The sequence below is a fragment of the Streptomyces sp. NPDC059456 genome (genome assembly GCF_042750055.1).
Classification (GTDB): domain Bacteria; phylum Actinomycetota; class Actinomycetes; order Streptomycetales; family Streptomycetaceae; genus Streptomyces.
The window spans coordinates 1-24,773 of record NZ_JBHYVA010000040.1; the positions used below are offsets into that span (position 1 = coordinate 1).

A 24,773-nucleotide genomic window follows, 5' to 3' on the forward strand; every position below is an offset into this window, starting at 1 on the left:
CGCCAGTACGGAGGCGGGGCTGCGCATCGACTCCGGCAGGTTCGTCGTCAGGGCCAGCCCGACCGCCTCGGGGTCCGCACCCCGGTCCAGCCAGGCCGATACGCCGGGTGCGAGGCGTTCCACGTCGCGGGCCGCCAGGAGCAGGCGCGGGTCGTGGCGCCGCAGACCGGCGAGCAAGTCGGCTGCGCCGCAGTGCAGTTGTCGCTGCGCGGGCTCGGCGGCCGGACCCCGCCACGTCCCGGCCGCCGGACCCGAGCCGCACTGCGGCTCCCGGCCCGGGGCCCGTCCCGGGCTCGTAATCGAGTCCCGGCCCGGGGCCGACTCCGGGTCCGCGTTCGGCTGCGGCGACGCATCACGACCCGGAACCGGGCCAGCACTCTGGGCCGGAGCCGCGTCCCAGCCCGGGGCCACACCCCGGGCCGGGGCCACGGCCGCATCCGGGACCGGGGCCCGGGCTGTATCCGGGGCCGAGGCCTCGCACTGAGTCGGTCCCACATCCGGAGCCAGGGCCGAGGCCGGAGCCAAGGCCGAGGCCGGAGCCAGGACCGAGGCCGGAGCCAGGACCGAGGCCGGAGCCCAGGCTGCGGCCGGGGCTGCGGCCGGGGCCCAGGCTGCGGCCGGGGGCGGAGCCGGAGCCGGAGCCGGGTCAGCCTCCCGGGCCGGGGCTGCGTGCTGGGCCCGGGCCGGGGCGGGGTTCCGGCTCGGGTCGGGCTCCGGGGCGGTGGCCCCGGCCCGGCCGGGATCGGAGTCGAAGTCCGGGGCCGGGTCGGGCTCGCGGCCCGGCGGCGGAGGAGGTGGCGGAAGCGGCCTCTCGGGACCGGTCCGCGGCTTGTTGTACGAGTACGTGCGGGTCACCACCCGGCCCGTGGCCAGCCGCTCCGTCCGGCGCTCCAGGTACCCCCACCGCTCCAGCTCCCGCAGGGCCGCGCTGATGCGCTTCTCGCCCTCCGGGAACCGGCCCATGAGCGCCCTGATGCCGACGGGGGCACCCTCGGGCAGTGACTGGATGTGCGACCCGATCCCGATGGCCGTGGCCGACAGTTCGCGGTGCTGGAGGAGGTGATTGCCGATCACGGTGTAGCGACCGGCGTGCCACGTGTTGACGTGGACGACACCGGATCGGGGAGTCCCGGCGGGAACCCGGGACGACTCGCGCGAGGGCGCGCTAGGCTGCTCAAGAGCCATGAGGAAGGTACTGCTTCCTGCTTGGTCAGGCCCTCGACCGGGATGCCAGTCCCGCCGGGGGCCGTCTCATGTCTGTGGTTGTTGTCGGGGCCGAGCATATGCCCGGCAACCATCCCCGAATCCAGCCCAGTTGGCACAGTTCACCCGACCGGGCGACCAGGGGTCGGGTGGGGTGGGTGGGTTGGTTCTTTCCACCGGTCCTTTGGTCTTTATGCGTCTAAGCGCGCCGGGTCGCGACGCCCCAGGGCGCGGTGGCGAGCGACACCTCCGCCCACACCACCTTGCAGGGCGCCGGCCCCTCCCGTACGCCCCAACGGTCCGCGAGCGCCTCGACCAGCACGAGCCCCCGCCCCGGCTCGCGGATCTGCGGGATCCGGTCGCCCCGGGGGTCCGTCACCTCGATGAGCAGGGTGTCGCGGGTGACGGTGAGTGTCAGTCGGAAGTCCCGCCCGGGTACCCGCCCGTGTGTCACGGCGTTGGTGGCGAGCTCCGCGATGATCTGCGCCGGCACCTCCAAGGGCAGCCCCCAGGAACGCAGTTGTTCGGCCGCGAGCACCCGGCCGAGTCGAGCCCCGCGCGGCGTGGCGGACAGCTGGACGTGAAAGTCGACGAGTTGAGGAATCACGTCACTCAGCGTGGCGGCCCGTGCGTAACGTGAGAAGCGGCACCGCCCGTACGTCCCGCGTCTGTCCGGCGGTTGTCCGGCCATGTCCGGGCTGTCCGGACATGGCCGCCGGGTACGGGGCGCGGAGGACATCGGCTCGTCGGAGGTGGGCGCGGCATGAGCGTGGACGGCAGTGACGGTACGGAAGAGCCCGGCTGGGACGTGGACCCGGAGGACGAACAGGGCGTGGCCGTGGTGGCCGCGCTGGGCCGCCAGCTCAAGGCCTGGCGCGAGGCCGCCGGCATGCGGGCGGCGGACTTCGGCACGGAGGTCGGGTACGGGGAGGACCAGGTCCGCAAGGTCGAGGCGGGCAAGCGGATCCCCCGCCCCGAGTACCTGGACAGGGCGGACGCCGTACTGAAGGCGGGCGGCAGGATCGCCGCGATGAAGGTGGACCTGGAACAGGTCCGCTACCCGAAGAAGATCCGCGACTTGAAGCAGCGGGAGGCCAAGGCGGTCGAGATCGGCGCCTACAACAACCACAGCATCCACGGCCTGTTGCAGACCGAGGACTACGCGCGGGCACTGTTTCGAACAATGCGCCCCGCCTACACGTCCGACGAGATGGAGCGGATGGTCTCTGCGCGTATGGCACGACAGTCCATCTTCCAACGGTCTCCCGGGCCGGCGCTCAGCATTGTGCAGGAGGAGGTCACGCTCCGCCGTCCGATCGGGGGCACAATGGTGCTGCGCCGACAGCTCGAACACCTCTTGGAGGTAGTCCAGTTGCCGAACATTGAGTTCCAGGTGATGCCGACCAATCGTGAGGATCACGCCGGAATGCTGGGGCTGATCCAGTTCCTGAAGTTCGGCGACGGAACGGCGGTGGGGCGAGCCGACGGGGTGTTCTACGGACGCCCGGTCTCCGATCCCAAGCAACTCCAGCTCCTTGAGCTGCGCTATGGCATCATCCGAGCTCAGGCGCTCACGCCACGAGAATCGCGGGCCTTCATCGAGGAACTGCTGGGAGAAACATGATCCACCACGCCGAGTTGGACTGGTTCAAGAGCAGCTACAGCAGCAGCAGCGAGGGCGATGACTGCGTCGAGGTCGCCTGGTTCAAGAGCAGCTACAGCGACAGCAGTGACGGGAACGACTGCGTCGAGGTGGCTGCCACCCCCGACGCGGTCCTGGTCCGGGACTCCAAGGACGTCGCGCGGGCCCACCTGACGGTCGGGCCCGGTGCGTGGGCCGGGTTCGTGGCCCACGCGTCCGGCGTCTGACGACGGCCCTCAGGCGCGGGTGCAGACGTGCACCGACTCGCTGCCGTGGCCGTTGTCGTGGACGATCCGCAGGACCTTGTCCTTGTAGGTCACCTTCAGCTGCTGGCCGTCGCCCGTGCCGCTCGCGCCCGGCGGCTTCCACGGGAGGGCGAGCGAGACGGTGTCCTCGACGGTCCCCGGAACCGTCAGGGCCTCGCCGCCGCTCAGCTTCTTCAGTTCCTTGTCGCCCTGGAACACGTCGGTGCGCAGGTGGCCGCCGCGCAGCAGCCAGCCTCCGGTCCATGTGACCGGAGTGCCGTCGGCGTCCCAGACGATGGTGAAGCCGCCGTTCCCGCCGGGCGGGGCCGTCACGGTGGCCGTGCCGTGCACCGTCTTGCTGCCGGAGGTGGTCGACTCGATCTTCCAGGTGCCGCCGATGAAGGCGTCGAAGGCCCGGGCGACCACGCCGGGGGCGGACGGGGCGGGGGCCGGGGTCGCGGCGGCGGAGGATCCGGCCCCGCCGCCCTTCGTCCCGGGAACCGGAGCCGAGGACGGCGAAGCCGCGTCCCCGGTGGCCCCGGCCGGGGCTTCGCCCTTGCTCGTGCACGCCGCGGCCAGGGAGGCCCCGACCCCGATCGCCAGGTAGCGCAGCGCGTTGCGCCGCCCGATCATCCGGGCCGCCGCGCGTATCTCCCGTACCGTCACCAGTCCCCCGTACAAAGTCAGTTGATCAACGGCGGCCGACTATAGGGGACCGGGCCGATCAGCTGGGCAGGAGGTGGATGCAGGTGTCGTAGATGTACGGCTCCAGGTCGTGATCGCGCTGCGCGATCTTCAGCATGGCCGCGCCCGTGGACTTTCCGACGATGCCGTCGACCGTCAGCGGGTAGTTGTAGGGGTCCTGGTGGACGTGGCTCTGGAACCGCCTGATCGCCGCCTGCGTCTCCTGTCCATATCGCCCGTCCTCCCGGATCGCGGGCGAGTAGCCGCCGTAGCGGTTGGCGAAGATCTGGGCACACTTCACGCCCGGCCCGGAGGTGGAGTAGCCGTAGCCGATGTAAGGGGCGGTGGAGGAGGCCTGCGCGGCACCGGAGAAGGTGACCAGCAGGGTCGCCGCGGCACCGAATCCGGCCAGTGCGCGCCGCGTGTTGCGGAAGTTCATGTGCGATATCCCCGTATTAGCATGGACATGACCAACGGATTCTAGCCATGTCCGAAGTTCAACTCACCGGGGGACACATGTCGTTCGACGCGGAATGGGCCCAGCACAAGGCCGCCGTGCTCGCACAGCAGTCGCCCGCCATGCGGCTCAACCACGTGCCCGCCGACGCGAGCACGGCGGGGAGCCCGGCCGGAAGCCTCGTGGCCGGGGCCCAGTCCATCAACGGCAACGCCAACCTGCTGATCGAGATCGCCGCGCTCCTCCACGAGGGCCGTCCCGACGGGGACGCGAGCACCATGTCCCGCGCCCCGCGGGCCCACGCGGACGTCTCGGCGGAAGCCCTGCGTTTCGCCCGCTTCGCCGACGACCAGTTCAAGGACACGATCAACCTGTTCGCCGCCCTGGCCACCAAGCTCAAGACCACCGGCACCGGCTTCGCGCAGGTCGACGACAGCACCGCCCGCAACTTCCTCGACAACATCCTCGACGGGGGCCAGTACGTGAAGCCGGAGTCGAAGTGACCCTGAGCCACCGCAAGGACGTCCAGTTCCTGGAGGAGTGCAACCCGGCCCTGGTGGAGCGCAACGCCGCCGAGTTCAAGCGGCTGCGCGACCTCCTCGTCCAGATCGAGGAGCCCGCCCGGCGCGCCGAGACCGGTACGCAGTGGCAGAGCGACGGCAGCCACACGTACACCGACCGCCTGTCGGAGGCCCGCCAGCTCGTCCTGCACATGGCCGAGGGCTACGACAAGGCCGCCAGCGCCCTGCACGCCTACGCCGCGGCTCTGACCACCGCCAAGTCGCACTACGCGAACGGCAAGCGCACCGAGCGCAAGCTCGCGGCGCTCATCGCCACGAAGGGCACCGCGATCACGCGCACGGCGCAGGAGGCGGAGCCGATGTGCCAGTGGGAGGACATGCGGGCGACGACCGGCGTCATGGACTTCTTCGCCGAGCTGACCATGGACGTGGACGACATCCGCGACGAGGCGAACCGGCTCCACGACGACGCGGGCGGCAGCTTCCACCAGGCCAAGACGGCCGAGGGCGAGGCCCGCAGCGTGTGCGTGCACGCGCTGAAGCAGGCGTACGAGCTGCTGCCCGAGTTCAAGGTCAAGAGCGGCGCCGGGGGCGGCGGGGGCGGGGTCGACGTCTACGCGGCCATGGCCGACATCCGCCGCGAGGCGGCCGAGGCCCGCGCCAACCCGCTGACCCACCTGCCGGGCAGCGGCCCGAAGAAGGACATGACCGGGCCCTTCGGCAACGACCCGGTCTCCCCCGAGCTGCGCGACATCCGGATGCGGGTGGCGGGGCTGCCGGAGGCGGACGACAACTACTGGGACCCGCCGCAGTCGGACGAGGGGCGGGCGGAGTGGATCCGCAACAACAAGGAGATCCTGCGCGCGGCCGCGCAGCGGGCGGGCCTGCCGGAGGAGATGGTCGCCGGTATCGCGTGGAAGGAGGTCGGCGGCCAGCCGGGCATCTTCGACGACGGCGTCGACTTCATCCGCCAGGCGGCCGACGCACCGTGGGGCCTGAGCCCGATCACGCCCGAGAACCTGCCGGACCGGGCGGGCGGCCGGCCGGACGAGACCTCCTTCGGCCCGATCGCCGTCCAGCTGCGGCGCGGGGCCGAGGTGCTCGGCTACGACCCGGAACACCTCACCGAGCAGCAGCGCAACGTGGTGAAGTCCGCGCTCCAGGACCCGAAGCAGAACGCGTTCATCGCAGCCGGCTTCCTGGCCCAGATCAAGGAGGAGACGGGCTACGCGAACGTCCCGGCGGACCAGCTGACCGAGGCCCAGATGCAGGAGATCGCCGCCCGCTACAACGGCGGGCCGTACTGGGAGTCGAAGAAGGCCCAGGACTACGGCGATGATTTCCGGAACAACCTCGGCAACGTGAAGAAGGCAATGCAATGACGTACGGGCGCGAGAACATCGACCTGCCCGAGGACCGCGGCTGCCTCCAGTGGGTCCTGGGCGTCCCGCTGGCCCTCATCTACCTCCCGGCGGCCTACATCTGCGTACTCCTGCTGTCGGCGGACCCGATCGCGCCCCTGGACCACCGCACCCGCGACGACGCCCACGCCATGGGCGTGATCGCGCTGTGCATCAGCTTCGCCGGCCTGCTCCTGTCCCTCCTCCCGGTCTACCGCCGCACGATGAACCGCTGGTGGTACGCGGTCCCCCTCCTCCTCGGCACCCTCGCCTACATCCGCGCCGAAACCCTCTGACCCGTCACCCGACAGCCAATGATCTTGGCTGGTGAGGCAGTTGCGCTGTCGTGGGGCCATGGTGGAATGACTCGATGGCATGGAACGAATGGGAGAACGCGAAGGCCGAAGCAGTGGCCCAGCGGCAGGTGTCGATGCGGCTCAACCAGTTACCGGGAGGTCCGGCGGGCAGCAGCGGCGAGGCCGATCTCGTCGTGCACCAGGACGACCTCGGTGACGTGGGTCATGAGGCCTTCGTCCTGCACGGGACATTGCAGAAGGCGGCGGACATCGCCGGCGCCGGGTCGGACCCGGAGGGAGCCGGCTCCACGATGCAGGCCGCCGCAGCACTGAAGGCGAGGACGTTCGCTCTGGGGGGCGAGCTGGAGACGGCGGTCTCGGTGTGGACCTCACAGGTCAAAACGGTTCTGCAGGCCTGTGCGCACATATCCAACCATCTGGACTACTCGAAGAAGGCGCACGCCGAGGACGACGCTGCGATCGCCGCGTCCCTCCGCAACCGCGACGGCTCTGCCGTGCCCGTGTCGCGGCTCACCGAGTACTTCAAATAGGGGGCGCGTCATGAACCACACCGATCTCATCGAAGTCGACCTCGGCAAGTTGGGGACGGCGGTCGCGGACTGGAAGCGCATGTCCGGCGAACTGCAGCGCCTCGGGGGCGAAGCCCGTGACGGGCTCAAGGCCAAGGCCGACAAGGCCCGCTGGGAAGGGGTCAACGCCGGGGTCACCCGGGACTTCACCGGCAAAACGGCCAAGGAGATCGAGGACCTCCACACCGAGGCGAAGAGCATCTTCAGCGTCCTCGACGACGCCCACGCGGAGCTCAAGAGCCTCCAGCAGCAGGCGAAGAACCTGGTGGACGACGCCCGGGAGAACGGGTTCAACGTCAGGATCGGCAAGGACGGTGCGACCGTGGTCGTCGAACCCCTGCTCTGCACGGTGAAGGGGCCCGGGCAGCGGGAACAGGACCTGATGCGCTGGTACGCGGACGCGCTCGCGGACGTGGTGAGCCACGCCGGTGAAGTGGACGCCGCCGCGGTACGGGCTCTGCGTGCGAGCCACGGCGGTGACCCCTCCAACCCGGGGCACGCGACGTACACGTCACTCGACGGGGAGATGCTGCCCCGCGCCATGAAGCTGGCCGGCCTCGGGGAAGACGCCGACGCCACACAGCGCAAGGAGCTGCGGCGGCTGTGGGAATCCCTGAGCCCCGAGTCGCGTGCCCAGTTGTGGACGCAGCACAAGGACGACCTGCTGGCCGCAGGCCTGCTGACGCCGACGGTGAAGCGGGTGTCCGCGGACAAGGGGGCCGGGCCGTTCGACGCACGGTCGCCGGGCGTCGGGGACTACTGGAAGGAGTTCCAGGCGAACGGCATCTCGAACTCCGGCGACTTCATCGGGATGACCGATGCGGCCCGGCACATGGACCACTATCTGAACGGCAGCGGCCGCACCCTCGATCTCGACGTCGACAGGATGCTGACCGACGACGCCGCCCTGCGCGACCAGGTGGCAAAGGTCCGCGCCCGTGAACAGGACGAGTGGCGCCGCCAGGCGTTGGACGCCTTTGAGAAGTCGGGAGGCAAGCCCGTCGCCATCCCGGTCGAGACCTGGGGAGAGGGGTACGAGCACTCGGATCGCAACTGGTACCTGGCCGTGGGCAGCGCCATGTCGAACACGACGGGTGTCGTGACGGTGGTGCCCGGGCCGGACGGCAAACCGCAGGTCGGCTTCGACTACCAGGTGAACATCTGGGACCGCTACAACTGGGATCCCGGCAAATTCACTCCCATCGGGCCGACCACCGTGACCGATGCCGACATGGCCCGCCTCCACCAGACGGGACTCGCGAAGGAGTTCGACATGCGGGGCAGCAGCTCGGTACAGCGCCACGACCTCGGCCCGGCCGGGGGCGGCAGCTGGCCGGACCCGGAGGACCCCGGGCGGGACGGGACCCGTAAGGACCCCGGACGCAACGGGGACGCACGGTGAGCGGTGTCAGGCGGGGAATCCGGCGGCCCGGTCTCGTGGGTGCCGTTGCCGTGGCCGTCGCCCTGCTCGGCGGTTGCTCCGGGGCGGGCGGGGGGCATGACATCCGCGATGCGCCCTACTGGGAGGAAGGGGCCACCGTGGAGTCCGTCGCGAAGACCCTCCAGGTGCAGGTGCCCACGACGGCGACCGATGCCAGGGCCGCCCGCCAGAAGGGGTTCCAGGACGACGGGCTGATCCTCACGTTCGTCCTGCCGGCGGACGAGGTGGACGGCTTCCTCGATCGGCTCCGGCCGGAACGCCCCCTGCGGCTGCGCGAAAAGCCGTGGGCCGGGGAAGGAAAGCCGGCAACGCCCTTCGCACACCTCGGGCTCCCGGAGCCCGAATCGCTCGCGAACGTGCGGGAGGGGCAGATCTGTGCGCCCTGCAAGGACGAGCTGGACTGGTTGAAGGTCGCCGTGGCGCGGGCCGACGACCGGAGCAGCCGGGTCTATCTGCACGGGGTCGACTGAGGGCCCGGCGCCGGACGTGCCGCAGCCCCCGCCCGGACGGGGGCGGGGGGTGCGGGGGGCGGGGGTCAGGCGGGGTCGGGGACCGGGGTGGCCTCGTCCAGGGGGGAGGACGACGCGGCCTCGTAGGCCTTCTTGTCCAGGATCCCCTCGCGGGCCGCGACCACGACCGGGACCAGGGCCTGGCCGGCGACGTTGGTGGCGGTGCGCATCATGTCCAGGATCGGGTCGATCGCCATCAGCAGGCCCACGCCCTCCAGGGGCAGCCCCAGGGTGGACAGGGTCAGCGTCAGCATGACGGTGGCGCCGGTCAGGCCGGCCGTGGCGGCCGAGCCGACCACCGAGACGAAGGCGATCAGCAGGTAGTCGGTGATCGTCAGCTGGACGTCGAAGATCTGCGCGATGAAGATCGCGGCGAGCGCCGGGTAGATCGCGGCGCAGCCGTCCATCTTCGTGGTCGCGCCGAACGGGACGGCGAAGGAGGCGTACTCCTTCGGGACGCCGAGGCGTTCGGTGACCTTCTGGGTGACCGGCATCGTGCCGACCGAGGAGCGGGAGACAAACGCCAGCTGGATCGCGGGCCAGGCGCCCTTGAAGAACTGGATCGGGTTGACCTTGGCGACCGTGGCCAGCAGCAGCGGGTACACGCCGAACATCACGAGCGCCGAGCCGACGTAGACGTCGGCGGTGAAGGTCGCGTACTTGCCGATGAGCTCCCAGCCGTACGAGGCGATCGCGGTGCCGATCAGGCCGACGGTGCCGATCGGGGCGAGGCGGATGACCCACCACAGGGCCTTCTGGAGGAGCTCCAGGACCGACTCGGCCAGGGTCAGCACGGGCTGGGCCTTCGTGCCGAGCTGGAGGGCGGCGATGCCGGCGACGGCGGCGAGGAAGACGATCTGGAGCACGTTCAGCTCGGTGAACGGCGTGACGATGTCCTTCGGGACGATGCCGGTCAGGAAGTCGAGCCAGGATCCGTGGCGCTTGGGCAGCTTGCCGTCCTGCGGGGTGAGGCCGGTGCCGGCGCCCGGGTTGGTCAGCAGGCCGATCGCGAGGCCGATGCCCACGGCGATCAGCGAGGTGATCATGAACCAGAGCAGCGTGCGGGAGGCGAGCCGGGCCGCGTTGTTCACCTTCCGCAGGTTGGTGATGGACACCAGGATCGCGAAGAAGACGAGCGGTGCGACGGCCAGCTTCAGCAGCTGGACGAAGATGTCGCCGATCTGCTCGAGGGTGGTGGCGAGCCAGCTGACGTCCTGGCTGCGGGCTATCCAGCCGAACAGGACACCGAGCACGAGGCCGGTGACGATCTGGGCCCAGAACGGGAACTTGAAAGAGGCCTTGGCGGGGGCCTGAGGGGTCGCGGACACGGACACACTCCGGGGGTGATGCGCAAAGAAAGAGGGGGGAAGGGAAGAACGGCGTGGGCTCAGCGACAGCCACAACAGGCCGCGGACACGCGGCGGCAGAGGTCGACGTGCAGGCGCGCCACGAGCGGGACGCTCGTGGTCATTTCGTGCGCAACTGTGGTCAACATGTTTAACACGCTAACACTTTCCCTTTGAGGTTCTCAAAGGTGCACTTTGAGCCAGCGCGTGCAGGACCCCCCGGAAACGCCGAACGCCCCGGCACACGGGGGGAATCCCGGTGCCAGGGCGGTTCGGTGCGGTTCGGTGTGTGAGGAAGCTAACCCGGGGCGGGCTCAGATGCGGGCGGCGTCGTCGGCCGCGTCCTCCTGGGAGCGGTTCGCGGCGAGCCGCTCCTTCGCGCCCGCGACGCGTCCGGAGATCTGCGCGGACATCTCGTCGCGCTGCTTTCGCAGCAGTACGAAGGACAGCGGCGCGGAGATCACCAGGGCGAGCAGCACGACCCACGCGGGGTTGGCGTCGCCCAGGCCGGCGGGCACCCAGCCCACGTTGACCAGTACGGCGACCAGGACGAGGCATCCGACGAAGATGCCCAGCCGCATCGCGGTGTAGCGGATCGTCGCGCTCGGCTTGAGGGACACGGTGACCCCTTCTCTCTCGTCGGTACGTCGTCACGTGCCCGTCCAGTGAAGCACGGCCCGGGTGGGGACGAACCCGCCGGGGGTCAGAGGAGCGGCAGGACCATGGTGATGTCGTCGCGGTCGTCGCCCGGGGCCACCCGGATCGCGCCCGGGACGCGGCCGACCTCCTTGTAGCCGCAGGCCGCGTAGAAGTGCTCCAGCCCCAGGCCGCCGCGGCAGGACAGGCGGACGGCTTCGACGCCCTCGATCCCGCGGGCGCAGTCGGCGGAAGCGGCCATCAGCAGACGGCCGTAGCCCCGGCCCTGCCGGTCCGGGGCGACCATCACCGTGTAGAGCCAGATCCAGTGGGTCATCAGGGCGTGCCGGTTGAGGCCGAGGAAGGCGACGGCGGCCAGCCCGTCCTCGTCGTGGCCCACCAGGAGCCGCATCTGGCCATCGGCGATCATGCCGAGCTGCTTGATCAGCTGCGGGCGGACGTCGTCCCGGACGACCGGCGGGACGAAACCCACGGCGCCCCCGGCGTTGGAGACGTCCGTCCACAGGCCGAGGAGGGCCTCGTGCAGCGCCGGGTCGATCTGCGGATCCAGCGTGAAGGTAAGGGTCATACCCGAAGAGTATCTATTACCCGCGTCGGTGCGCCAGTAAAAAAAGCGCCCTGGTCCGGCATGCGGACCAGGGCGCTTCGGGTGCGGCGGCGCGTCAGACGCGCATCGCCTGCGGGGTCTCGCGCAGGGCCGCGTCCGGGCCGGGGTACTCGCGGATGATCTCGTACCGCGTGTTGCGCTCGACGGGGCGGAAGCCCGCCTCGCGGATCAGTTCCAGCAGATCGTCACGGCCCAGCTTGTTCGGCGTGCCGTAGTTGTCCGCGTCGTGCGTGATCTTGTACTCGACGACCGAGCCGTCCATGTCGTCCGCACCGTGCTGGAGGGCCAGCTGGGCGGTCTGCACGCCGTGCATGACCCAGAAGACCTTGACGTGCGGCACGTTGTCGAAGAGGAGACGCGAGACCGCGAAGGTCTTCAGCGCCTCCGCGCCCGTCGCCATCGTCGTGCGCGCCTGGAGCTTGTTGCGGACCTTGCCGTCCTGCATGTCCACGAAGTCGTGCTGGTAGCGCAGCGGGATGAAGACCTGGAAGCCGCCGGTCTCGTCCTGGAGCTCGCGCAGCCGCAGCACGTGGTCCACGCGGTGGCGCGGCTCCTCGATGTGCCCGTAGAGCATCGTCGACGGGGTCTTGAGGCCCTTGGAGTGCGCCAGCCGGTGGATGCGCGACCAGTCCTCCCAGTGGGTCTTGTGGTCGACGATGTGCTGGCGGACCTCCCAGTCGAAGATCTCCGCGCCGCCGCCGGTGAGGGACTCCAGGCCGGCCTCGATCAGCTCGTCGAGGATGTCGGAGGCCGACATCCCGGAGATCGTCTCGAAGTGGTGGATCTCGGTCGCCGTGAACGCCTTCAGCGAGACGTTCGGCAGCGCCTCCTTCAGCGCGGAGAGCGAGCGCGGGTAGTAGCGCCACGGCAGGCTGGGGTGCAGCCCGTTGACGATGTGCAGCTCGGTGAGGTTCTCGTTCTCCATGGCCTTGGCCAGGCGCACGGCCTCCTCGATGCGCATCGTGTACGCGTCCTTCTCGCCCGGCTTGCGCTGGAACGAGCAGTAGGCGCACGACGCGGTGCACACGTTCGTCATGTTGAGGTGGCGGTTGACGTTGAAGTGGACGACGTCGCCGTTCTTGCGCGTGCGCACCTCGTGGGCCAGGCCGCCCAGCCAGGCCAGGTCGTCGGACTCGTAGAGGGCGATGCCGTCCTCACGGGTCAGCCGCTCGCCGGAGCGAACCTTGTCCTCCAGCTCACGCTTGAGCCCAGCGTCCATTCCGGTCGTCTCCTCTACGGGTCCTGTCCTGCCTGCAACCGCCACCCACCGTACTCTTAGCGCTCTTCGGGCAGGTCCCCGACCCGGTTCTCCCACTTGGTGGAGAGCACGATGGTGGTACGGGTGCGCGAGACGCCCTTGGTGCTGGAGAGCTTGCGGATGATCCGCTCCAGGCCGTCCACGTCGCCGGCCCGCACCTTGAGCATGTACGAGTCGTCGCCCGCGATGAACCAGCAGTCCTCGATCTCCGCCAGGTCGCGCAGCCGGCGGGCCACGTCCTCGTGGTCCGCGGCGTCGGAGAGGGAGATGCCGATGAGCGCCGTGACGCCGAGGCCGAGCGAGGCCGCGTCGACGGTCGCGCGGTAGCCGGTGATCACGCCGGCCGATTCGAGCCGGTTGATCCGGTCGGTGACGCTGGGGCCGGAGAGGCCCACGAGCCGGCCCAGCTCCGCGTACGAGGCACGTCCGTTCTCACGAAGTGCCTGGATGAGCTGCCTATCCACCGCGTCCATACACCTGGACCCTTCTATTATTCGGCGATCACGCAAGTTTACGTATAGAATCAAAGGCACGCAGGGTCAACACCCTGTGAATCTTTCAACAGATCGGCGATGATCTCGCTGATCTGACGACTTCAGGAGTGGTTCACCGTGTACACGATCGAGATGGCCTACGCGCACATGCGACAGCTCCAGGAGCTGGCCAACCGATCCCGCACCGACCAGCCCGTCGCCGCCCACCGCGTCGACCGGACCCGCAAGCCCGGCACGTCCCGCGCCAAGAAGCGCTAGTCACCGCTTGCCTCCCGGGGGCGGGGAGCCAGCGCACCACCGAGCTCCCCCTCCCACCGGCGGTACAGCCGGTGCGGCACCCCTGCCGCATCGAGCACCCGCCCCGCGACGAAGTCCACCAGGTCCTGGATGTGCGTCGCACCCGCATAGAACGCCGGAGAGGCGGGCAGCACCACGGCGCCCGCCTCGTCCAGCGCCACCAGATGCTTCAGCGTCTGCCCGTTCAGCGGGGTCTCCCGCACCGCGACCACCAGCCGGCGCCGCTCCTTGAGCGTCACGCTCGCGACGCGCTGGAGCAGGTCCTTCGACAGCCCGAGCGCCACACCCGCCACACAGGCCGTGGACGCCGGCACGATCAGCATCCCCTGCACGGGGTACGAGCCCGAACTCGGCCCGGCGGCCAGGTCTCCGGCCCCCCAGTAGCGGACGTCGTCCAGTTCCGGCCGTGCGTACGTCCCCGGCTTGCCGTCCGCCCCCCGCTCCAGCCACGCGGCGAGATCGTCCCGCCAGTGCGCGTCGCGGAAGGCGATCCCGGTCTCGTCCAGCAGGGTCAGCCGCGAAGCCCGGCTGACCACCAGGTCCACGCTCTCCCCCGCCGCCAGCAGTCCGCGGATCACCGCCGCCGCGTACGGCGTCCCGGACGCCCCGGAAACCCCGACCACCCACGGGATGCGCTTGCCGTCAGTCATACCTCCGAGACTATCCGGCCACCGCGGAGCGACGCTGAGTAAGGTGGCCCGAGCACCGACAGCGGGGGGATCAGGACATGGCCGAAACAGGGGGCGTCGCCCGGCTCGACGAGTGGCGCCAGGCGGACCGGGCCAAGGCCGCGGCCCGGCTGATGCTGGGCTGGGTGGCCCTGCTCTGGCTGATCGAGCTGGCCGACCTGGCCACCGGGCACGCCCTCGACGCGTACGGGATCACCGCCCGCACCGCCGACGGACTGACCGGGATCCCGCTGGCCCCCTTCCTCCACTTCGGCTTCGACCACGTGGCGTCCAACAGCATCCCGCTGCTGGTCCTCGGCTTCGTCGCCGCGCTGAGCGGGATCCGCCGCTTCCTCGCGCTGTGCGCGGTGGTCGTCCTCGTGGACGGGCTCGGCGTCTGGCTGGTCTCCCCCTCGGGCACCGTCACGGCGGGCGCCTCGGGCCTGGTCTTCGGCCTCTTCGGCTACCTGCTGGTCCGCGGGTTCGTCGAACGCCGGCCGCTGGGCGTGCTGGTCGGCCTGGCGATCGCCGCGTACTGGGGCACGGTCATCGTCACCGGCATCCTGCCGACCGACTCCGCCGTCAGCTGGCAGGCCCACCTCTTCGGCCTGCTGGCGGGCACGGCGGCAGCGTTCCGCTTCCCCCGCACGGCCGCGCAGGGCTAGCCGTTACGGCGTCAGGCCGCGGGCCACGAGGTCGGCCAGGGCGCAGACGAAGAGGGCCATGCCGATGAAACCGTTCACCGTGAAGAAGGCCCGGTTCAGGCGGGACAGGTCGTGCGGCTTGACGATCGTGTGCTCGTAGAGGAACGCCCCCACGACCACCAGCAGGCCGAACCAGAAGAACGGGCCCGCGTCCGTCGCCACCGCGTACCAGGCCAGCAGGCCCGTCGTCACCACGTGCGCGCCGCGCGCGCCCCACAGGGCCGCCGGAACACCGAAGCGCGCCGGGACGGACTTGACGCCGTCGGCGCGGTCCGCGGCCACGTCCTGGCAGGCGAAGATCAGGTCGAAGCCGCCGATCCACACGCCCACCGCCAGGCCCAGGATCACCGCGTCCCAGGACCATTCGCCGGTGACGGCCAGCCAGGCCCCGACCGGGCCCATCGCCTGGGCCAGGCCCAGGATGGCGTGCGGGAAGTTCGTGAACCGCTTGCCGTACGGGTACACCACCATCGGGATCACCGCGACCGGCGCCAGCGCCAGGCAGAGCGGGTTCAGCAGCGCCGCCGACCCGAGGAAGACGGCCAGCGCGATCCCGGCACCGGTCCAGGCCGACCGTACGGACACGGCGCCCGTGACGAGCTCGCGCCCGGCGGTACGGGGATTGCGGGCGTCGATCCCCCGGTCGATGATCCGGTTCGCGGCCATCGCGAAGGTCCGCAGCCCCACCATGCAGACGGTGACGAGCAGCAGTTCGACCCAGTGCATGGTGCGGTCGAGCCGGAACATGGCCGTCAGCGCCGCGATGTAGGCGAACGGCAGCGCGAAGACCGAGTGCTCGATCATGACGAGCCGCAGGAACGCCTTGACCTTGCCGGGTGCCTGCGGCGCGGAGCCGGGGCCGATGACTCCGTCGGCGGTGGTCATCATGCGAGGGCTCTCCGGAAGTCTTCGAGGTCGGCCAGCAGCTCCGCCGTGGGGAGCGGGCCCAGCTCCAGGGTGCGGGGGGCGGCGGCGCCGTCCTCCTCGCCCTCGGGCGGGGTGACCCGGGCGGTCAGCCGCCAGGCGTCAGCCGCCGGGCGGGCGTCGATGCGCAGGAAGTCCCCGGCCTCGACCGTGAACGGCTCGCCGGAGGCCAGGGCGGCCTGGAGCTGCTCCGCGAAGCCGTCCGCCTCGACGTCCCGCGCGCCCGGGAGCTCGAACTCGCCGTGGCCGGGGCCGTCCTCGTACATCAGCGCCCAGACGTCGCCGGGTCCGGCGAACTCCTCCGGGGTGACGCCCGCCTGCTCGGCGGCCAGCCGGACGCCCGGGTCCGCCGGGTCGATCCTGGGGCGCAGCAGGGCCACGTAGACCTCGCCGGCGCCGAGGAACAGCTCGGGACCCCCCACGACGATCGGGCTCACAGTCCGTACTCCTTCCAGCGGCGGTCCACCAGGGCCGCGGTCGCCGGGTCGGACTCCACCATGTCGGGCCAGCCGCCGTCGCGGGTGTAGCCCTCCTCGGGGAGTTTCTTCGTCGCGTCGATGCCCGCCTTGCCGCCCCAGAACTGCTGGTACGAGGCGTGGTCGAGGTGGTCGACCGGGCCTTCCACGACCGTGAGGTCGCGGGAGTAGTCCGTGTTGCCGAGGGCCCGCCAGGACACCTCGTGCAGGTCGTGGACGTCGCAGTCGGAGTCCACGACGATGATCAGCTTGGTCAGCGACATCATGTGCGCGCCCCAGATGGCGTGCATGACCTTCTGGGCGTGCTTCGGGTACTTCTTGTCGATCGAGACGATCGCGCAGTTGTGGAAGCCGCCCGACTCGGGCAGGTGGTAGTCCACGATGTCCGGCACGATGATCTTCAGCAGCGGCAGGAAGAACCGCTCCGTGGCACGGCCCAGCGGCCCGTCCTCGGTGGGCGGCCGGCCGACGACGATCGACTGGATCAGCGGACGCTTGCGCATCGTCACGCAGTCGATCTTCAGTGCGGGGAACGGTTCCTGCGGGGTGTAGAAGCCGGTGTGGTCGCCGAAGGGGCCCTCCGGCAGCATCTCGCCCGGCTCCAGCCAGCCCTCGATGACGACTTCGGCGTTGGCCGGGACCTGGAGCGGGACCGTCTTGCAGTCGACCATCTCGATCCGCTTGCCCGCGACGAACCCGGCGAACAGGTACTCGTCGATGTCGCCCGGCAGCGGCGCGGTCGAGGCGTAGGTGACGGCCGGCGGGCAGCCGAAGGCGATCGCGACGGGCAGCCGCTCGCCGCGCTTGGCGGCGACCGCGTAGTGGTTGCGGCTGTCCTTGTGGATCTGCCAGTGCATGCCGATGGTGCGCTTGTCGTGGCGCTGGAGGCGGTAGAGGCCGAGGTTGCGCACGCCGGTCTCGGGGTGCTTGGTGTGGGTGAGGCCGAGGTTGAAGAAGGAGCCGCCGTCCTTGGGCCAGGTGAACAGCGCCGGCAGCCGGTCCAGGTCCACGTCGTCGCCGGTGAGGACGACCTCCTGGACGGGTGCGGACTCGCCCTTCACCTTCTTCGGCGGCACGTGCACCATCGAGCCGAGCTTGCCGAAGGCCTCGCGGACCCCGATGAAGCCCTGCGGCAGCTCCGGCTTGAGCAGGCCGCCGATCTTCTCGCTGATCTCGCCGTAGGACTTCAGGCCGAGGGCCTTCAGGAGGCGGCGGTCGGTGCCGAAGACGTTCATGGCCAGCGGCATCGCCGAGCCCTTGACGTTCTCGAAGAGAAGGGCGGGACCTCCCGCCTTGTTCACTCTGTCGACGATCTCCCCGACCTCCAGGTACGGGTCGACTTCGGCCTTGATGCGCTTGAGGTCGCCCTCTCGCTCCAGAGCCCGGAGCAGCGAGCGGAGATCGTCGTAAGCCATAGGGGCCAGTATCCGTCACCGGCTAGCCTGGGAGTGTCACCGGGGCCCGAGGGCGGGTCCCCCGTCACTGCTGGGGAGTCGGTCCCACACCGTGCTGCGCTATCTGCCGTTCCTGCTGATCATCGCGCTGACCATCTACGCCTTCATCGACTGCCTGAACACCCCGGAGGAAGAGGTCAAACACCTCCCCAAGGTGATCTGGGTGATCATCATCCTGCTGTTCTCGATCGTGGGCCCGGTGGTGTGGCTGTTCGCGGGCCGTCAGCGGTCGGCGGTCGGCGGGGGCCGGGCGGGCCGGACGCAGTGGGTGGCGCCCGACGACAACCCGGAGTTCCTGCGCTCGCTCAGCGAGGACCGCGACAAGGACAAGGACTGACGCCTCGGCGGACCGGCCGGCCGGGCGGCGGGCCGGGCGGCCGGCGGCCCGGCGGCGTGTGGCGCAACACACGATTGAACGCGTTCAAGGCGGCTGCGACAATGGTCCGATGCCGGTGCCGGAGAACAGCGGGGGCCCGCGGATCGTCGACACGATCCTGCGCAATCTGCTCGCGTACGGGGTCGCCGTCGCGGCCCTGCTCGTCCTGGCCGGAGGCGATCCGCACCTCCACCGTGCCGTGCCCGCCGTCTACGACGCGCGCGCCGACGAGATCGTCGGCACCTGGCGCTGCGTCGGGGGCACCGCGGTCGTCTTCCGGGCCGACGGGAGCGCCACCGTCACCGACCTCGACGGCCAGGAGCGGGACTACGACCACGGCTGGCGGCTCTCCGGAACCGGCACCTGGAAGCTCCTCGGCCGGGAACCCGCCGGCTGGAACTACGGCCAGCACGTCCGCCTCCATCTGCCCGCCCCGGCCGGCACGGGGACCCGCGGCGGGACACCGCCGCCACCCGCCCCGCGGGCCGCGCCCGCCCGCTACGCGTGGACCTTCGAGCTGCGCCGCGACCGCAGGCAGGGCCTGGAGCTGTACTTCTTCTACGGCGATCCGGGCGCGCGCAGCGCCTACGTCCTGGAGAAGGACGCGTAGGACGCCCGCAGCTCGGCCCAGCGGGCGTCCGTCCACCGGGACCAGTCGGCCGGATGGCCCTGGAGCGCGGATTCCAGGAGTTCGAAGTGGTGGTGCCAGCCCGCCAGGGAGTCCAGGCGGTCCTCCGCAGTGCCGTCCCGCTCGTTGAGGAAGCGGATCACGGTCGAGTCCGTGCCCACCGCCTCCAGGTGGAAGCGCATCCGGCCGTGCCCGTCCACCGTGTACTCCACGACGCGCTCGACGTCCCAGGCCGTGACGTGGCCCGACACCGTCGACCCGCCGTTCAGCCAGTGCAGGGTGACGGCACCGCCGAGCCTGCGCTCCAGGACGTCCGCAGCGGCCAGCCAGCCGCGCAGCCCGTCCGCCGTGGTCAGGGCGGGCCACACGGCCGCGTACGCACTCGGCACGTGCACCTCGAAGCGCAGCAGCCAGCGGCCCTCGCCGCGGCTCTCGCCGGTGGCATGACTGACAGGTGCCATGCCACCAGCGTGCCACTCCTGCGGAGGGAACGCCCGCGGGTCAGACGCCCGCGTACGAGTGCTTGCCGTTGAGCAGGATGTTCACGCCGTAGTAGTTCCAGATCCAGCAGGCGAAGGCGAAGAGCGCGAGGTACGCGGCCTTGCGGCCCTTCCAGCCGGCGGTGGCCCGGGCGTGCAGGTAGCAGGCGTACGCCACCCACGTCACGAAGGACCAGACCTCCTTGGGGTCCCAGCCCCAGTAGCGGCCCCAGGCGTCGCCCGCCCAGATCGCGCCGGCCACGATGGTGAAGGTCCACAGCGGGAAGAAGGCCGCGTTGATCCGGTACGAGAACTTGTCGAGGGTGGCCGCCGAGGGCAGCCGCTCCATCACCGAGGTCGCGAACCGGCCCGGGGTGCCGCCGGAGGCGAGCTTGGACTCGTAGGAGTCGCGGAAGAGGTACAGCAGCGTGCCGCTCGCCCCGATGTAGAACACCGCACCGCAGATGATCGCGGTGGAGACGTGGATCCACAGCCAGTACGAGTGCAGCGCCGGGACCAGCTGGTCACTGGCGGTGTAGAGCCAGGTGGTGGCGATGCCCAGGTCCAGCAGCACGGTGGTGACCAGGATCAGGCCCATCCAGCGCACGTTCTTCTTCAGCGCCAGCAGGATCAGGTACGCGCCGACGGCCACCGTGGAGAAGGTGAGCGAGAACTCGTACATGTTGCCCCAGGGGGCCCGCTGCACGGACATCGCGCGGGACACCACTCCGGCCGCCTCGATGACGAACGCCAGGGTGGTCAGCGAGATCGCGATCCGGCCGTACAGGTCGCCGTTGACGGTGCCGCCGGCCGCGCCGGGGCCGTCCGGGACGTCGCGGGTGCCGTTGGTGGAGCGCGTGACGACCTTCGGCTTGTCGAGGACGGCCGTGCCCCCCTTGCCGCGCACCTGGACGGCGGGAGCGGCGGCGGCCCCGGCCTTGGTTCCGGTCAGCGCGGCGGCCGTACGGCCCACCTTGCTGCGGCTGCCGAAGATCCACTCGGCGATGTGGGCGAGGAAGGCGAGCGTGTAGACCGCCATCGACGAATAGACCAGGTAGTTACTGATCTGAGCCAAATTCTCGTTGACTTCGGCTGCGAGCGGCGTCATCCGCGCTCCCCTTCAACAGTTTCCTTGACAGGTTGGTCGGGCGCCGTGGGCGCCTGCTCGTGGAGGGCGGCGGCGAGCCGGCCCAGCTCCTCCGGGAGCTTGGCCGACTCGCTGCGGCCGAGGCCCGCCATCTCGACGACGGTCACGCCGTCCCGGCCGGCCACCGCGCGCACCCAGACCCGGCGGCGCTGGATGAACAGCGACGCGGCCAAGCCGCCGATCGCGAAGATCGCACCCGCGAGCGCGAGGCCGCTGCCGGGCTGGCGCGTGATCGTGAAGGTGGCCCAGCGCTCGATGCCCTCGAACTTGACGGTGCCCGCACCGTTCGGGAGCTCCATCGCCTCGCCGGGCAGCAGCCGCTTCTTGAACAGCTGCCCGTCGGCGTCCTTGAACTCCTGCATCTTGGAGGTGTTCAGCTGGTACACGTTCTGCGGCAGGCCCGAGTCCACGCCCAGGCTGCCGTGGTAGGCGCTGAGCGCGAGGACGGGGTACTTCAGGTCGGGGAACTGGGAGAGCATCGTTCCCTTGCCCTCGCCGGCGAAGGTCGGCACGAACATGGCGTTGAAGCCGAGCTGCTCCTTCTTGCCGTCCTTGTCGTGGTAGCCGTCCGGCACCTTGACCGCGCCGGAGGAGCTGAGGTTCGCGTCGAAGGGCAGCATCGGCACGGCGTCCTTGTAGACCACCTTGCCGGTCGGGTCGGTCACCGAGATGACCGGCGCGTAGCCGTGGCCGAGCAGGTAGACCTTGGCCCCGTCGACCTCCAGGGGCTTGTTGACCTGGATCTCGCGCTTCCGCGGTGCGCCGTCCACGCCGTCGCGGAAGGTGACGTGCGCCGTGAAGTCGCGCGCGGTGCCCTTCTGCGGGCCGCTCTCCTCGTACGTGGCGTCGAACTTGTCGAGCGTGAAGGAGAACGGCGACAGGTCCTCGGGGGTGAACATGCTGCCGGACTTGAAGTCGTCGTACTGGGTCAGCGTGTTCGCGAAGCCCTTGCCGCGCAGGACGAGCTTGCCGCCCTCGGACTTGAACAGCTGGCCCCAGGCGAACGCGACCAGCATCACGATCAGGGCGATGTGGAAGAGCAGGTTCCCGGCCTCGCGCAGGTAGCCCTTCTCGGCGGCGACGGCGCCCGTGCCGGCCTCGGTGCGGAACCGCCGCCCGCCCAGGAGCGTCTTCGCCTGCGCGAGCACCTCGTCGGGGGACTTCTCCGTACGCCACGTCGCGTACGCGGGCAGCCGGTCCAGCCGCCTGGGGGCGCCGGGCGGGCGCCCGGTGAGCTGGCCGACGAACTGCCAGGTGCGCGGGACGATGCAGCCGATCAGCGAGATGAACAGCAGCAGGTAGATCGCGGAGAACCACACCGAGCTGTAGACGTCGAACAGCTGGAGCTTCTCGGCGAGCGGGACCCAGAAGGAGTGGTCCTTCTTCCACTGGGCCACCTTCATCGCGTCGACCTGGTTCTGCGGGACGAGCGAGCCGGGGATGGAGCCCAGGGAGAGCAGGAAGAGGAGGATCAGCGCCACCCGCATCGAGGTGAGCTGCCGCCAGAACCAGCGGATCCAGCCGATCACGCCGATGCCGACGGGGCCGCCGCCGTCCTCCGCCGGGGCGGTGGACAGCTGCGCTCCTGCGGCCGTCTCGGCGGAGTCCTCGGACGGGTTCGACGCCTCGGCGGACGTCTTGTCTGTCGTACTCATTCGTGTGTAGTCCTCAGATCCCCACCGTGAAGGTTTGGGTCCAGCTCTGCATGTCGTTGACGATGCTCGTCCACCATCCTGTGACGAGCAGCAGGCCGGTCAGGACCAGCATGCCGCCGCCGATCCGCATCACCCACGCATAGTGCTGCTTCACCCGGCCGAAGGCTCCGAGCGCCTTGCGGAAGGCGATCGCGGTGAGGATGAAGGGCAGGCCCAGTCCCAGACAGTAGGCGACGGTCAGCAGCGCGCCCCGGCCGGCGCTCGCCTGGTCGAGGGAGAGCGTGGTGACGGCCGCGAGCGTCGGCCCCATGCAGGGGGTCCAGCCGATGCCGAAGAGCACGCCGAGCACGGGCGCGCCGATCAGACCCGCCGTCGGCTTCTTGTGGAAGCGGAACTCGCGCATCGTCAGGCCCGGGATCAGGCCCATGAAGAAGAAGCCGAGAACGATCACCAGGCCGCCCAGGACCCGGGAGATGATCTCGTTGTTCTCCCGGAGCGTGGACCCGAAGTATCCGAAGAGCGCGCCGGTGGAGACGAACACGGCCGTGAAGCCGGCGATGAACAGGAGGGCGCCCCCCAGCATCCGTCCGCGCCGCGCCTCGGCGAGGTCGGCCCCGCTGACGCCGGTGACGTAGGAGAGGTAGCCGGGGACGAGCGGCAGCACGCAGGGCGAGAAGAAGGAGACGAGTCCGGCGAGGACCGAGATGGGCAGTGCCAGCATCAGGGTCCCGCCGAGGACCGTCGTGTTCACGCCGGTCGGCTCGGCGGCCAGGGTGAGGAGCTCGGGGACCACGAGGTCACTGCTCCGCGAGCAGCGGGTCGATCATCGAGCGCAGCTGCTGCTCGTTGATCGCGACGAGGGTGCGGGCGGCGATCCTGCCCTGCTTGTCGAGGACGATCGTGGAGGGGATGGCCTGCGGGTTGAGGGTGCCCGCGGGGAAGCGGAGCAGCAGCTTCCCGTCCGGGTCGTAGAGGCTCGGGTAGCCGATCCCGAAGTTCTCCTCGAACGCGGCCGCGTTCTGCTTGCTCGTGTCGCGGGTGTTGATGCCGACGAAGGCGACGTCCTTGCCGCCGTCGGCGAGCTCCTTGGACACCTTCGCGAAGTTCGGGGCCTCGGCGCGGCACGGCGGGCACCACGAGCCCCAGACGTTGAGGACGACGACCTTGCCCTTGAGCGCCGTGGTGTCGAGGGTCTTGCCGTCGACGGTCTCGCCGTCGAGCTTGGGGGCGTCGGTGCGCGCGTCCTTGGCGACGGTGGAGATGCCGCTGGCGCCGGTCACGTAGTTGCCGCCGCCGGAGCCGTTCGGCTTTCCGCTGTCGTCGCCGCACGCCGACAGGGTCAGGGCACCCGCGAGGGTCACCGCGGTGAGCAGGAGAGCACGGCCGATTCTCATGTGAAAAGTTTCGCATGACTGATTTGGGGATCTTCCGCACCCCCCGATGGTGTGTTAAGCCGCTGGTCAGACAGCGGAGAGGTAGGTGCGCCAGCCACCGGTCGGCGACTGCCCCGGAGCCAGCTCCTGGAGCCGGGCGAGCAGCTTGGGGTCCTGTACGTCGAGCCAGTCGGCGAACTGCCGGAAGGAGACGAGCCGTACGTCCTTTTTGTCCGACATGCCCTTGAGGGCCTCCTCGACGGCGTCCATGTAGATGCCGCCGTTCCATTCCTCGAAGTGGTTGCCGATGAACAGCGGCGCGCGGTTCGTCTCGTACGCGCGCCGGAAGCCGCCGAGGTAGGAGCTGGTGGCCTGGGTGCGCCAGGCGGGGTAGTTGGAGGGCATGCCGCGGGTGGTGTTCTTCGACTGGTTGGCGAGGATGTTGTAGTCCATCGACAGCACCTCGAAGGAGTGCCCGGGGAACGGCATGGACTGCAGCGGCAGGTCCCAGACGCCCGACCTCTTCACCGGCCACGCCTGGACGCCGCCGGGCGAGGAGGCGTCGTAGCGCCAGCCCAGCTTCTGCGCGACCGGCAGCAGGTTGTCCTGGCCGAGCAGGCACGGGGTGCGGCCGCCGACCAGCTCCTTGCGGTAGTCGAAGGGCAGGGGTTCGAGGTCGGTGAAGCCGGTGTTGGTCCGCCAGTTGGTGACGAAGGACACGGCCTGGTCGATCTCGCTCTGCCAGTCGTCGGGGGTCCAGTGGGCCACCGAGCCGGAGCCGCCGCAGAAGTGGCCGTTGAAGTGGGTTCCGACCTCGTGGCCGTCGAGCCACGCCTCGCGGACGCACTTCAGGGTGTTGCGGACGTTCTCGTCCTTGAGGTAGCCGATGTCGGAGGCCCCGACCGGGTTGTTCGGCGGCTTGTAGAGGTCCTTCTTGGACTCGGGCAGCAGGTAGATGCCGGAGAGGAAGAACGTCATGGCCGCGCCGTGGTCCCTGGCCAGCTTGAGGAACCGCGGGAAGAGGCCGTTGCCGATCTCCCCCGCGCCGTCCCAGCTGAACACCACGAACTGCGGCGGGGTCTCGCCCGCCTGGAGCGGCACCGGCCCGGCCGGCTGGTGGGGCTGCGGGCCGCAGTCGGCGGTGGAGCCGTCGCCGATCGGCCGGACGGCGGCTCCGGACGGGCCGGTGCCTGTGAATTATAAAAAACAGACGCAGCCCACCAAAAAGATAATTTAATTATA

General features: G+C 70.1%; 30 protein-coding genes and 1 pseudogene. 12 read left to right on the forward strand and 19 right to left on the reverse strand.

Annotated features, from left to right (window positions below):
• Nucleotides 1-1,074 (reverse strand): hypothetical protein (locus ACFXA3_RS06270; protein ID WP_385182675.1); only part of this gene is annotated, 1,074 nt, incomplete at its 3' end.
• A 328-nt stretch (nt 1,075-1,402) separates the two neighbouring features.
• On the reverse strand, nt 1,403-1,810 hold the full coding sequence (locus ACFXA3_RS06275) for an ATP-binding protein (RefSeq protein WP_385182678.1): 408 nt from the start codon (nt 1,808-1,810) through the stop codon (nt 1,403-1,405).
• Between the two features lie 156 nt (nt 1,811-1,966).
• Here ACFXA3_RS06275 and ACFXA3_RS06280 point away from each other — a divergent pair, with 156 nt between their 5' ends.
• Together ACFXA3_RS06280 and ACFXA3_RS06285 are read left to right on the forward strand one after the other, a co-directional pair.
• On the forward strand, nt 1,967-2,827 hold the full coding sequence (locus ACFXA3_RS06280; protein WP_385182680.1) for a helix-turn-helix domain-containing protein: 861 nt from the start codon (nt 1,967-1,969) through the stop codon (nt 2,825-2,827).
• Nucleotides 2,824-3,072: a DUF397 domain-containing protein gene (locus ACFXA3_RS06285; RefSeq protein WP_385182683.1), complete on the forward strand. Its 249-nt coding sequence runs from the start codon at nt 2,824-2,826 to the stop codon at nt 3,070-3,072. Before ACFXA3_RS06280 ends, ACFXA3_RS06285 begins: the two co-directional genes overlap by 4 nt.
• Nucleotides 3,073-3,081: 9 nt before the next feature.
• Here ACFXA3_RS06285 and ACFXA3_RS06290 read toward each other — a convergent pair whose 3' ends face one another.
• Both ACFXA3_RS06290 and ACFXA3_RS06295 read right to left on the reverse strand, forming a co-directional pair.
• Nucleotides 3,082-3,756 (reverse strand): hypothetical protein, encoded by a 675-nt coding sequence (locus ACFXA3_RS06290; protein WP_385182684.1) that lies wholly within the window; start codon nt 3,754-3,756, stop codon nt 3,082-3,084.
• A gap of 58 nt (nt 3,757-3,814) precedes the next feature.
• Nucleotides 3,815-4,213, reverse strand: coding sequence for a peptidoglycan-binding domain-containing protein (locus tag ACFXA3_RS06295; protein ID WP_385182687.1), 399 nt, complete (start codon nt 4,211-4,213; stop codon nt 3,815-3,817).
• Nucleotides 4,214-4,260: 47 nt separating this feature from the next.
• Here ACFXA3_RS06295 and ACFXA3_RS06300 point away from each other — a divergent pair, with 47 nt between their 5' ends.
• The 6 genes from ACFXA3_RS06300 (at nt 4,261) to ACFXA3_RS06325 (ending at nt 8,949) form a co-directional block, all read left to right on the forward strand.
• On the forward strand, nt 4,261-4,734 hold the full coding sequence (locus ACFXA3_RS06300) for a hypothetical protein (RefSeq protein WP_385182690.1): 474 nt from the start codon (nt 4,261-4,263) through the stop codon (nt 4,732-4,734).
• Complete coding sequence (locus ACFXA3_RS06305; protein WP_385182693.1) at nt 4,731-6,134, forward strand: hypothetical protein; 1,404 nt, start codon at nt 4,731-4,733, stop codon at nt 6,132-6,134. The genes ACFXA3_RS06300 and ACFXA3_RS06305 overlap by 4 nt, the downstream gene beginning before the upstream one ends.
• A complete protein-coding gene (locus tag ACFXA3_RS06310) occupies nt 6,131-6,448 on the forward strand; it encodes a hypothetical protein (RefSeq protein WP_385182696.1) in 318 nt (105 codons plus the stop codon). Before ACFXA3_RS06305 ends, ACFXA3_RS06310 begins: the two co-directional genes overlap by 4 nt.
• A 74-nt stretch (nt 6,449-6,522) precedes the next feature.
• Entirely contained in the window at nt 6,523-6,999 is a 477-nt protein-coding gene (locus ACFXA3_RS06315; protein ID WP_385182697.1) for a hypothetical protein, read from the forward strand.
• A 10-nt stretch (nt 7,000-7,009) separates the two neighbouring features.
• Nucleotides 7,010-8,440, forward strand: coding sequence for a hypothetical protein (locus ACFXA3_RS06320; protein WP_385182699.1), 1,431 nt, complete (start codon nt 7,010-7,012; stop codon nt 8,438-8,440).
• Between the two features lie 50 nt (nt 8,441-8,490).
• Nucleotides 8,491-8,949: a hypothetical protein gene (locus ACFXA3_RS06325; protein ID WP_385182701.1), complete on the forward strand. Its 459-nt coding sequence runs from the start codon at nt 8,491-8,493 to the stop codon at nt 8,947-8,949.
• Nucleotides 8,950-9,014: 65 nt separating this feature from the next.
• Here ACFXA3_RS06325 and ACFXA3_RS06330 read toward each other — a convergent pair whose 3' ends face one another.
• The 5 genes from ACFXA3_RS06330 to ACFXA3_RS06350 all read right to left on the reverse strand — a co-directional run bounded on the left by ACFXA3_RS06330 (nt 9,015) and on the right by ACFXA3_RS06350 (nt 13,329).
• Entirely contained in the window at nt 9,015-10,322 is a 1,308-nt protein-coding gene (locus tag ACFXA3_RS06330; RefSeq protein ID WP_385182704.1) for a dicarboxylate/amino acid:cation symporter, read from the reverse strand.
• Between the two features lie 326 nt (nt 10,323-10,648).
• Nucleotides 10,649-10,915, reverse strand: a complete 267-nt coding sequence (locus tag ACFXA3_RS06335; protein WP_385182743.1) for a DUF4229 domain-containing protein — start codon at nt 10,913-10,915, stop codon at nt 10,649-10,651.
• Between the two features lie 122 nt (nt 10,916-11,037).
• The gene (locus ACFXA3_RS06340) at nt 11,038-11,559 is read right to left on the reverse strand and encodes a GNAT family N-acetyltransferase (RefSeq protein WP_385182706.1); all 522 of its coding nucleotides are present in this window, start codon (nt 11,557-11,559) and stop codon (nt 11,038-11,040) included.
• 94 nt (nt 11,560-11,653) lie between these two features.
• Entirely contained in the window at nt 11,654-12,817 is a 1,164-nt protein-coding gene (gene mqnE / locus ACFXA3_RS06345) for an aminofutalosine synthase MqnE (protein ID WP_054223295.1), read from the reverse strand.
• Nucleotides 12,818-12,873: 56 nt separating this feature from the next.
• Entirely contained in the window at nt 12,874-13,329 is a 456-nt protein-coding gene (locus ACFXA3_RS06350) for an Lrp/AsnC family transcriptional regulator (RefSeq protein WP_030302184.1), read from the reverse strand.
• 138 nt (nt 13,330-13,467) lie between these two features.
• On the opposite strand from ACFXA3_RS06350, the gene ACFXA3_RS06355 reads away from it, so the two are divergent.
• Nucleotides 13,468-13,608 carry a hypothetical protein gene (locus ACFXA3_RS06355; protein ID WP_385182710.1) on the forward strand — a complete coding sequence of 47 codons (141 nt, stop codon included), beginning with the start codon at nt 13,468-13,470 and terminating at the stop codon, nt 13,606-13,608.
• On the opposite strand, the gene ACFXA3_RS06360 is transcribed toward ACFXA3_RS06355, so the two are convergent.
• A complete protein-coding gene (locus ACFXA3_RS06360) occupies nt 13,605-14,297 on the reverse strand; it encodes a UbiX family flavin prenyltransferase (RefSeq protein ID WP_385182712.1) in 693 nt (230 codons plus the stop codon). The genes ACFXA3_RS06355 and ACFXA3_RS06360 overlap by 4 nt on opposite strands.
• Before the next feature lie 77 nt (nt 14,298-14,374).
• On the opposite strand from ACFXA3_RS06360, the gene ACFXA3_RS06365 reads away from it, so the two are divergent.
• Nucleotides 14,375-14,980 carry a rhomboid family intramembrane serine protease gene (locus ACFXA3_RS06365; RefSeq protein ID WP_385182715.1) on the forward strand — a complete coding sequence of 202 codons (606 nt, stop codon included), beginning with the start codon at nt 14,375-14,377 and terminating at the stop codon, nt 14,978-14,980.
• 3 nt (nt 14,981-14,983) lie between these two features.
• Here the strand turns inward: ACFXA3_RS06365 and mqnP are convergent, their stop codons facing one another.
• Genes mqnP through ACFXA3_RS06380 form a run of 3 tightly spaced genes read right to left on the reverse strand, consistent with a single transcriptional unit; the run spans nt 14,984 to nt 17,834 of the window.
• On the reverse strand, nt 14,984-15,907 hold the full coding sequence (gene mqnP, locus ACFXA3_RS06370) for a menaquinone biosynthesis prenyltransferase MqnP (protein ID WP_385182718.1): 924 nt from the start codon (nt 15,905-15,907) through the stop codon (nt 14,984-14,986).
• A complete protein-coding gene (locus ACFXA3_RS06375; RefSeq protein WP_385182721.1) occupies nt 15,904-16,380 on the reverse strand; it encodes a hypothetical protein in 477 nt (158 codons plus the stop codon). Before ACFXA3_RS06375 ends, mqnP begins: the two co-directional genes overlap by 4 nt.
• Nucleotides 16,377-17,834, reverse strand: coding sequence for a menaquinone biosynthesis decarboxylase (locus ACFXA3_RS06380; protein WP_385182724.1), 1,458 nt, complete (start codon nt 17,832-17,834; stop codon nt 16,377-16,379). The genes ACFXA3_RS06375 and ACFXA3_RS06380 overlap by 4 nt, the downstream gene beginning before the upstream one ends.
• Before the next feature lie 91 nt (nt 17,835-17,925).
• Here ACFXA3_RS06380 and ACFXA3_RS06385 point away from each other — a divergent pair, with 91 nt between their 5' ends.
• Entirely contained in the window at nt 17,926-18,210 is a 285-nt protein-coding gene (locus tag ACFXA3_RS06385) for a PLD nuclease N-terminal domain-containing protein (RefSeq protein WP_385182727.1), read from the forward strand.
• A gap of 109 nt (nt 18,211-18,319) precedes the next feature.
• Nucleotides 18,320-18,859, forward strand: coding sequence for a hypothetical protein (locus tag ACFXA3_RS06390; protein ID WP_385182729.1), 540 nt, complete (start codon nt 18,320-18,322; stop codon nt 18,857-18,859).
• On the opposite strand, the gene ACFXA3_RS06395 is transcribed toward ACFXA3_RS06390, so the two are convergent.
• The 6 genes and pseudogenes from ACFXA3_RS06395 to ACFXA3_RS06420 all read right to left on the reverse strand — a co-directional run.
• Nucleotides 18,835-19,338: an SRPBCC domain-containing protein gene (locus tag ACFXA3_RS06395; protein ID WP_385182732.1), complete on the reverse strand. Its 504-nt coding sequence runs from the start codon at nt 19,336-19,338 to the stop codon at nt 18,835-18,837. The two genes, ACFXA3_RS06390 and ACFXA3_RS06395, sit on opposite strands and share 25 nt — an antisense overlap.
• 40 nt (nt 19,339-19,378) lie before the next feature.
• Nucleotides 19,379-20,464 carry a c-type cytochrome biogenesis protein CcsB gene (gene ccsB / locus ACFXA3_RS06400; RefSeq protein WP_385182735.1) on the reverse strand — a complete coding sequence of 362 codons (1,086 nt, stop codon included), beginning with the start codon at nt 20,462-20,464 and terminating at the stop codon, nt 19,379-19,381.
• The gene (locus tag ACFXA3_RS06405) at nt 20,461-22,158 is read right to left on the reverse strand and encodes a cytochrome c biogenesis protein ResB (RefSeq protein WP_385182737.1); all 1,698 of its coding nucleotides are present in this window, start codon (nt 22,156-22,158) and stop codon (nt 20,461-20,463) included. The genes ccsB and ACFXA3_RS06405 overlap by 4 nt, the downstream gene beginning before the upstream one ends.
• Nucleotides 22,159-22,171: 13 nt before the next feature.
• Entirely contained in the window at nt 22,172-22,879 is a 708-nt protein-coding gene (locus ACFXA3_RS06410; RefSeq protein WP_385182745.1) for a cytochrome c biogenesis CcdA family protein, read from the reverse strand.
• A gap of 76 nt (nt 22,880-22,955) precedes the next feature.
• Entirely contained in the window at nt 22,956-23,552 is a 597-nt protein-coding gene (locus tag ACFXA3_RS06415; RefSeq protein WP_385182740.1) for a TlpA family protein disulfide reductase, read from the reverse strand.
• 66 nt (nt 23,553-23,618) lie between these two features.
• Nucleotides 23,619-24,698 (reverse strand): annotated as a pseudogene (locus ACFXA3_RS06420) (hypothetical protein); the annotation flags it as partial.
• Between the last annotated feature and the right edge of the window lie 75 nt (nt 24,699-24,773).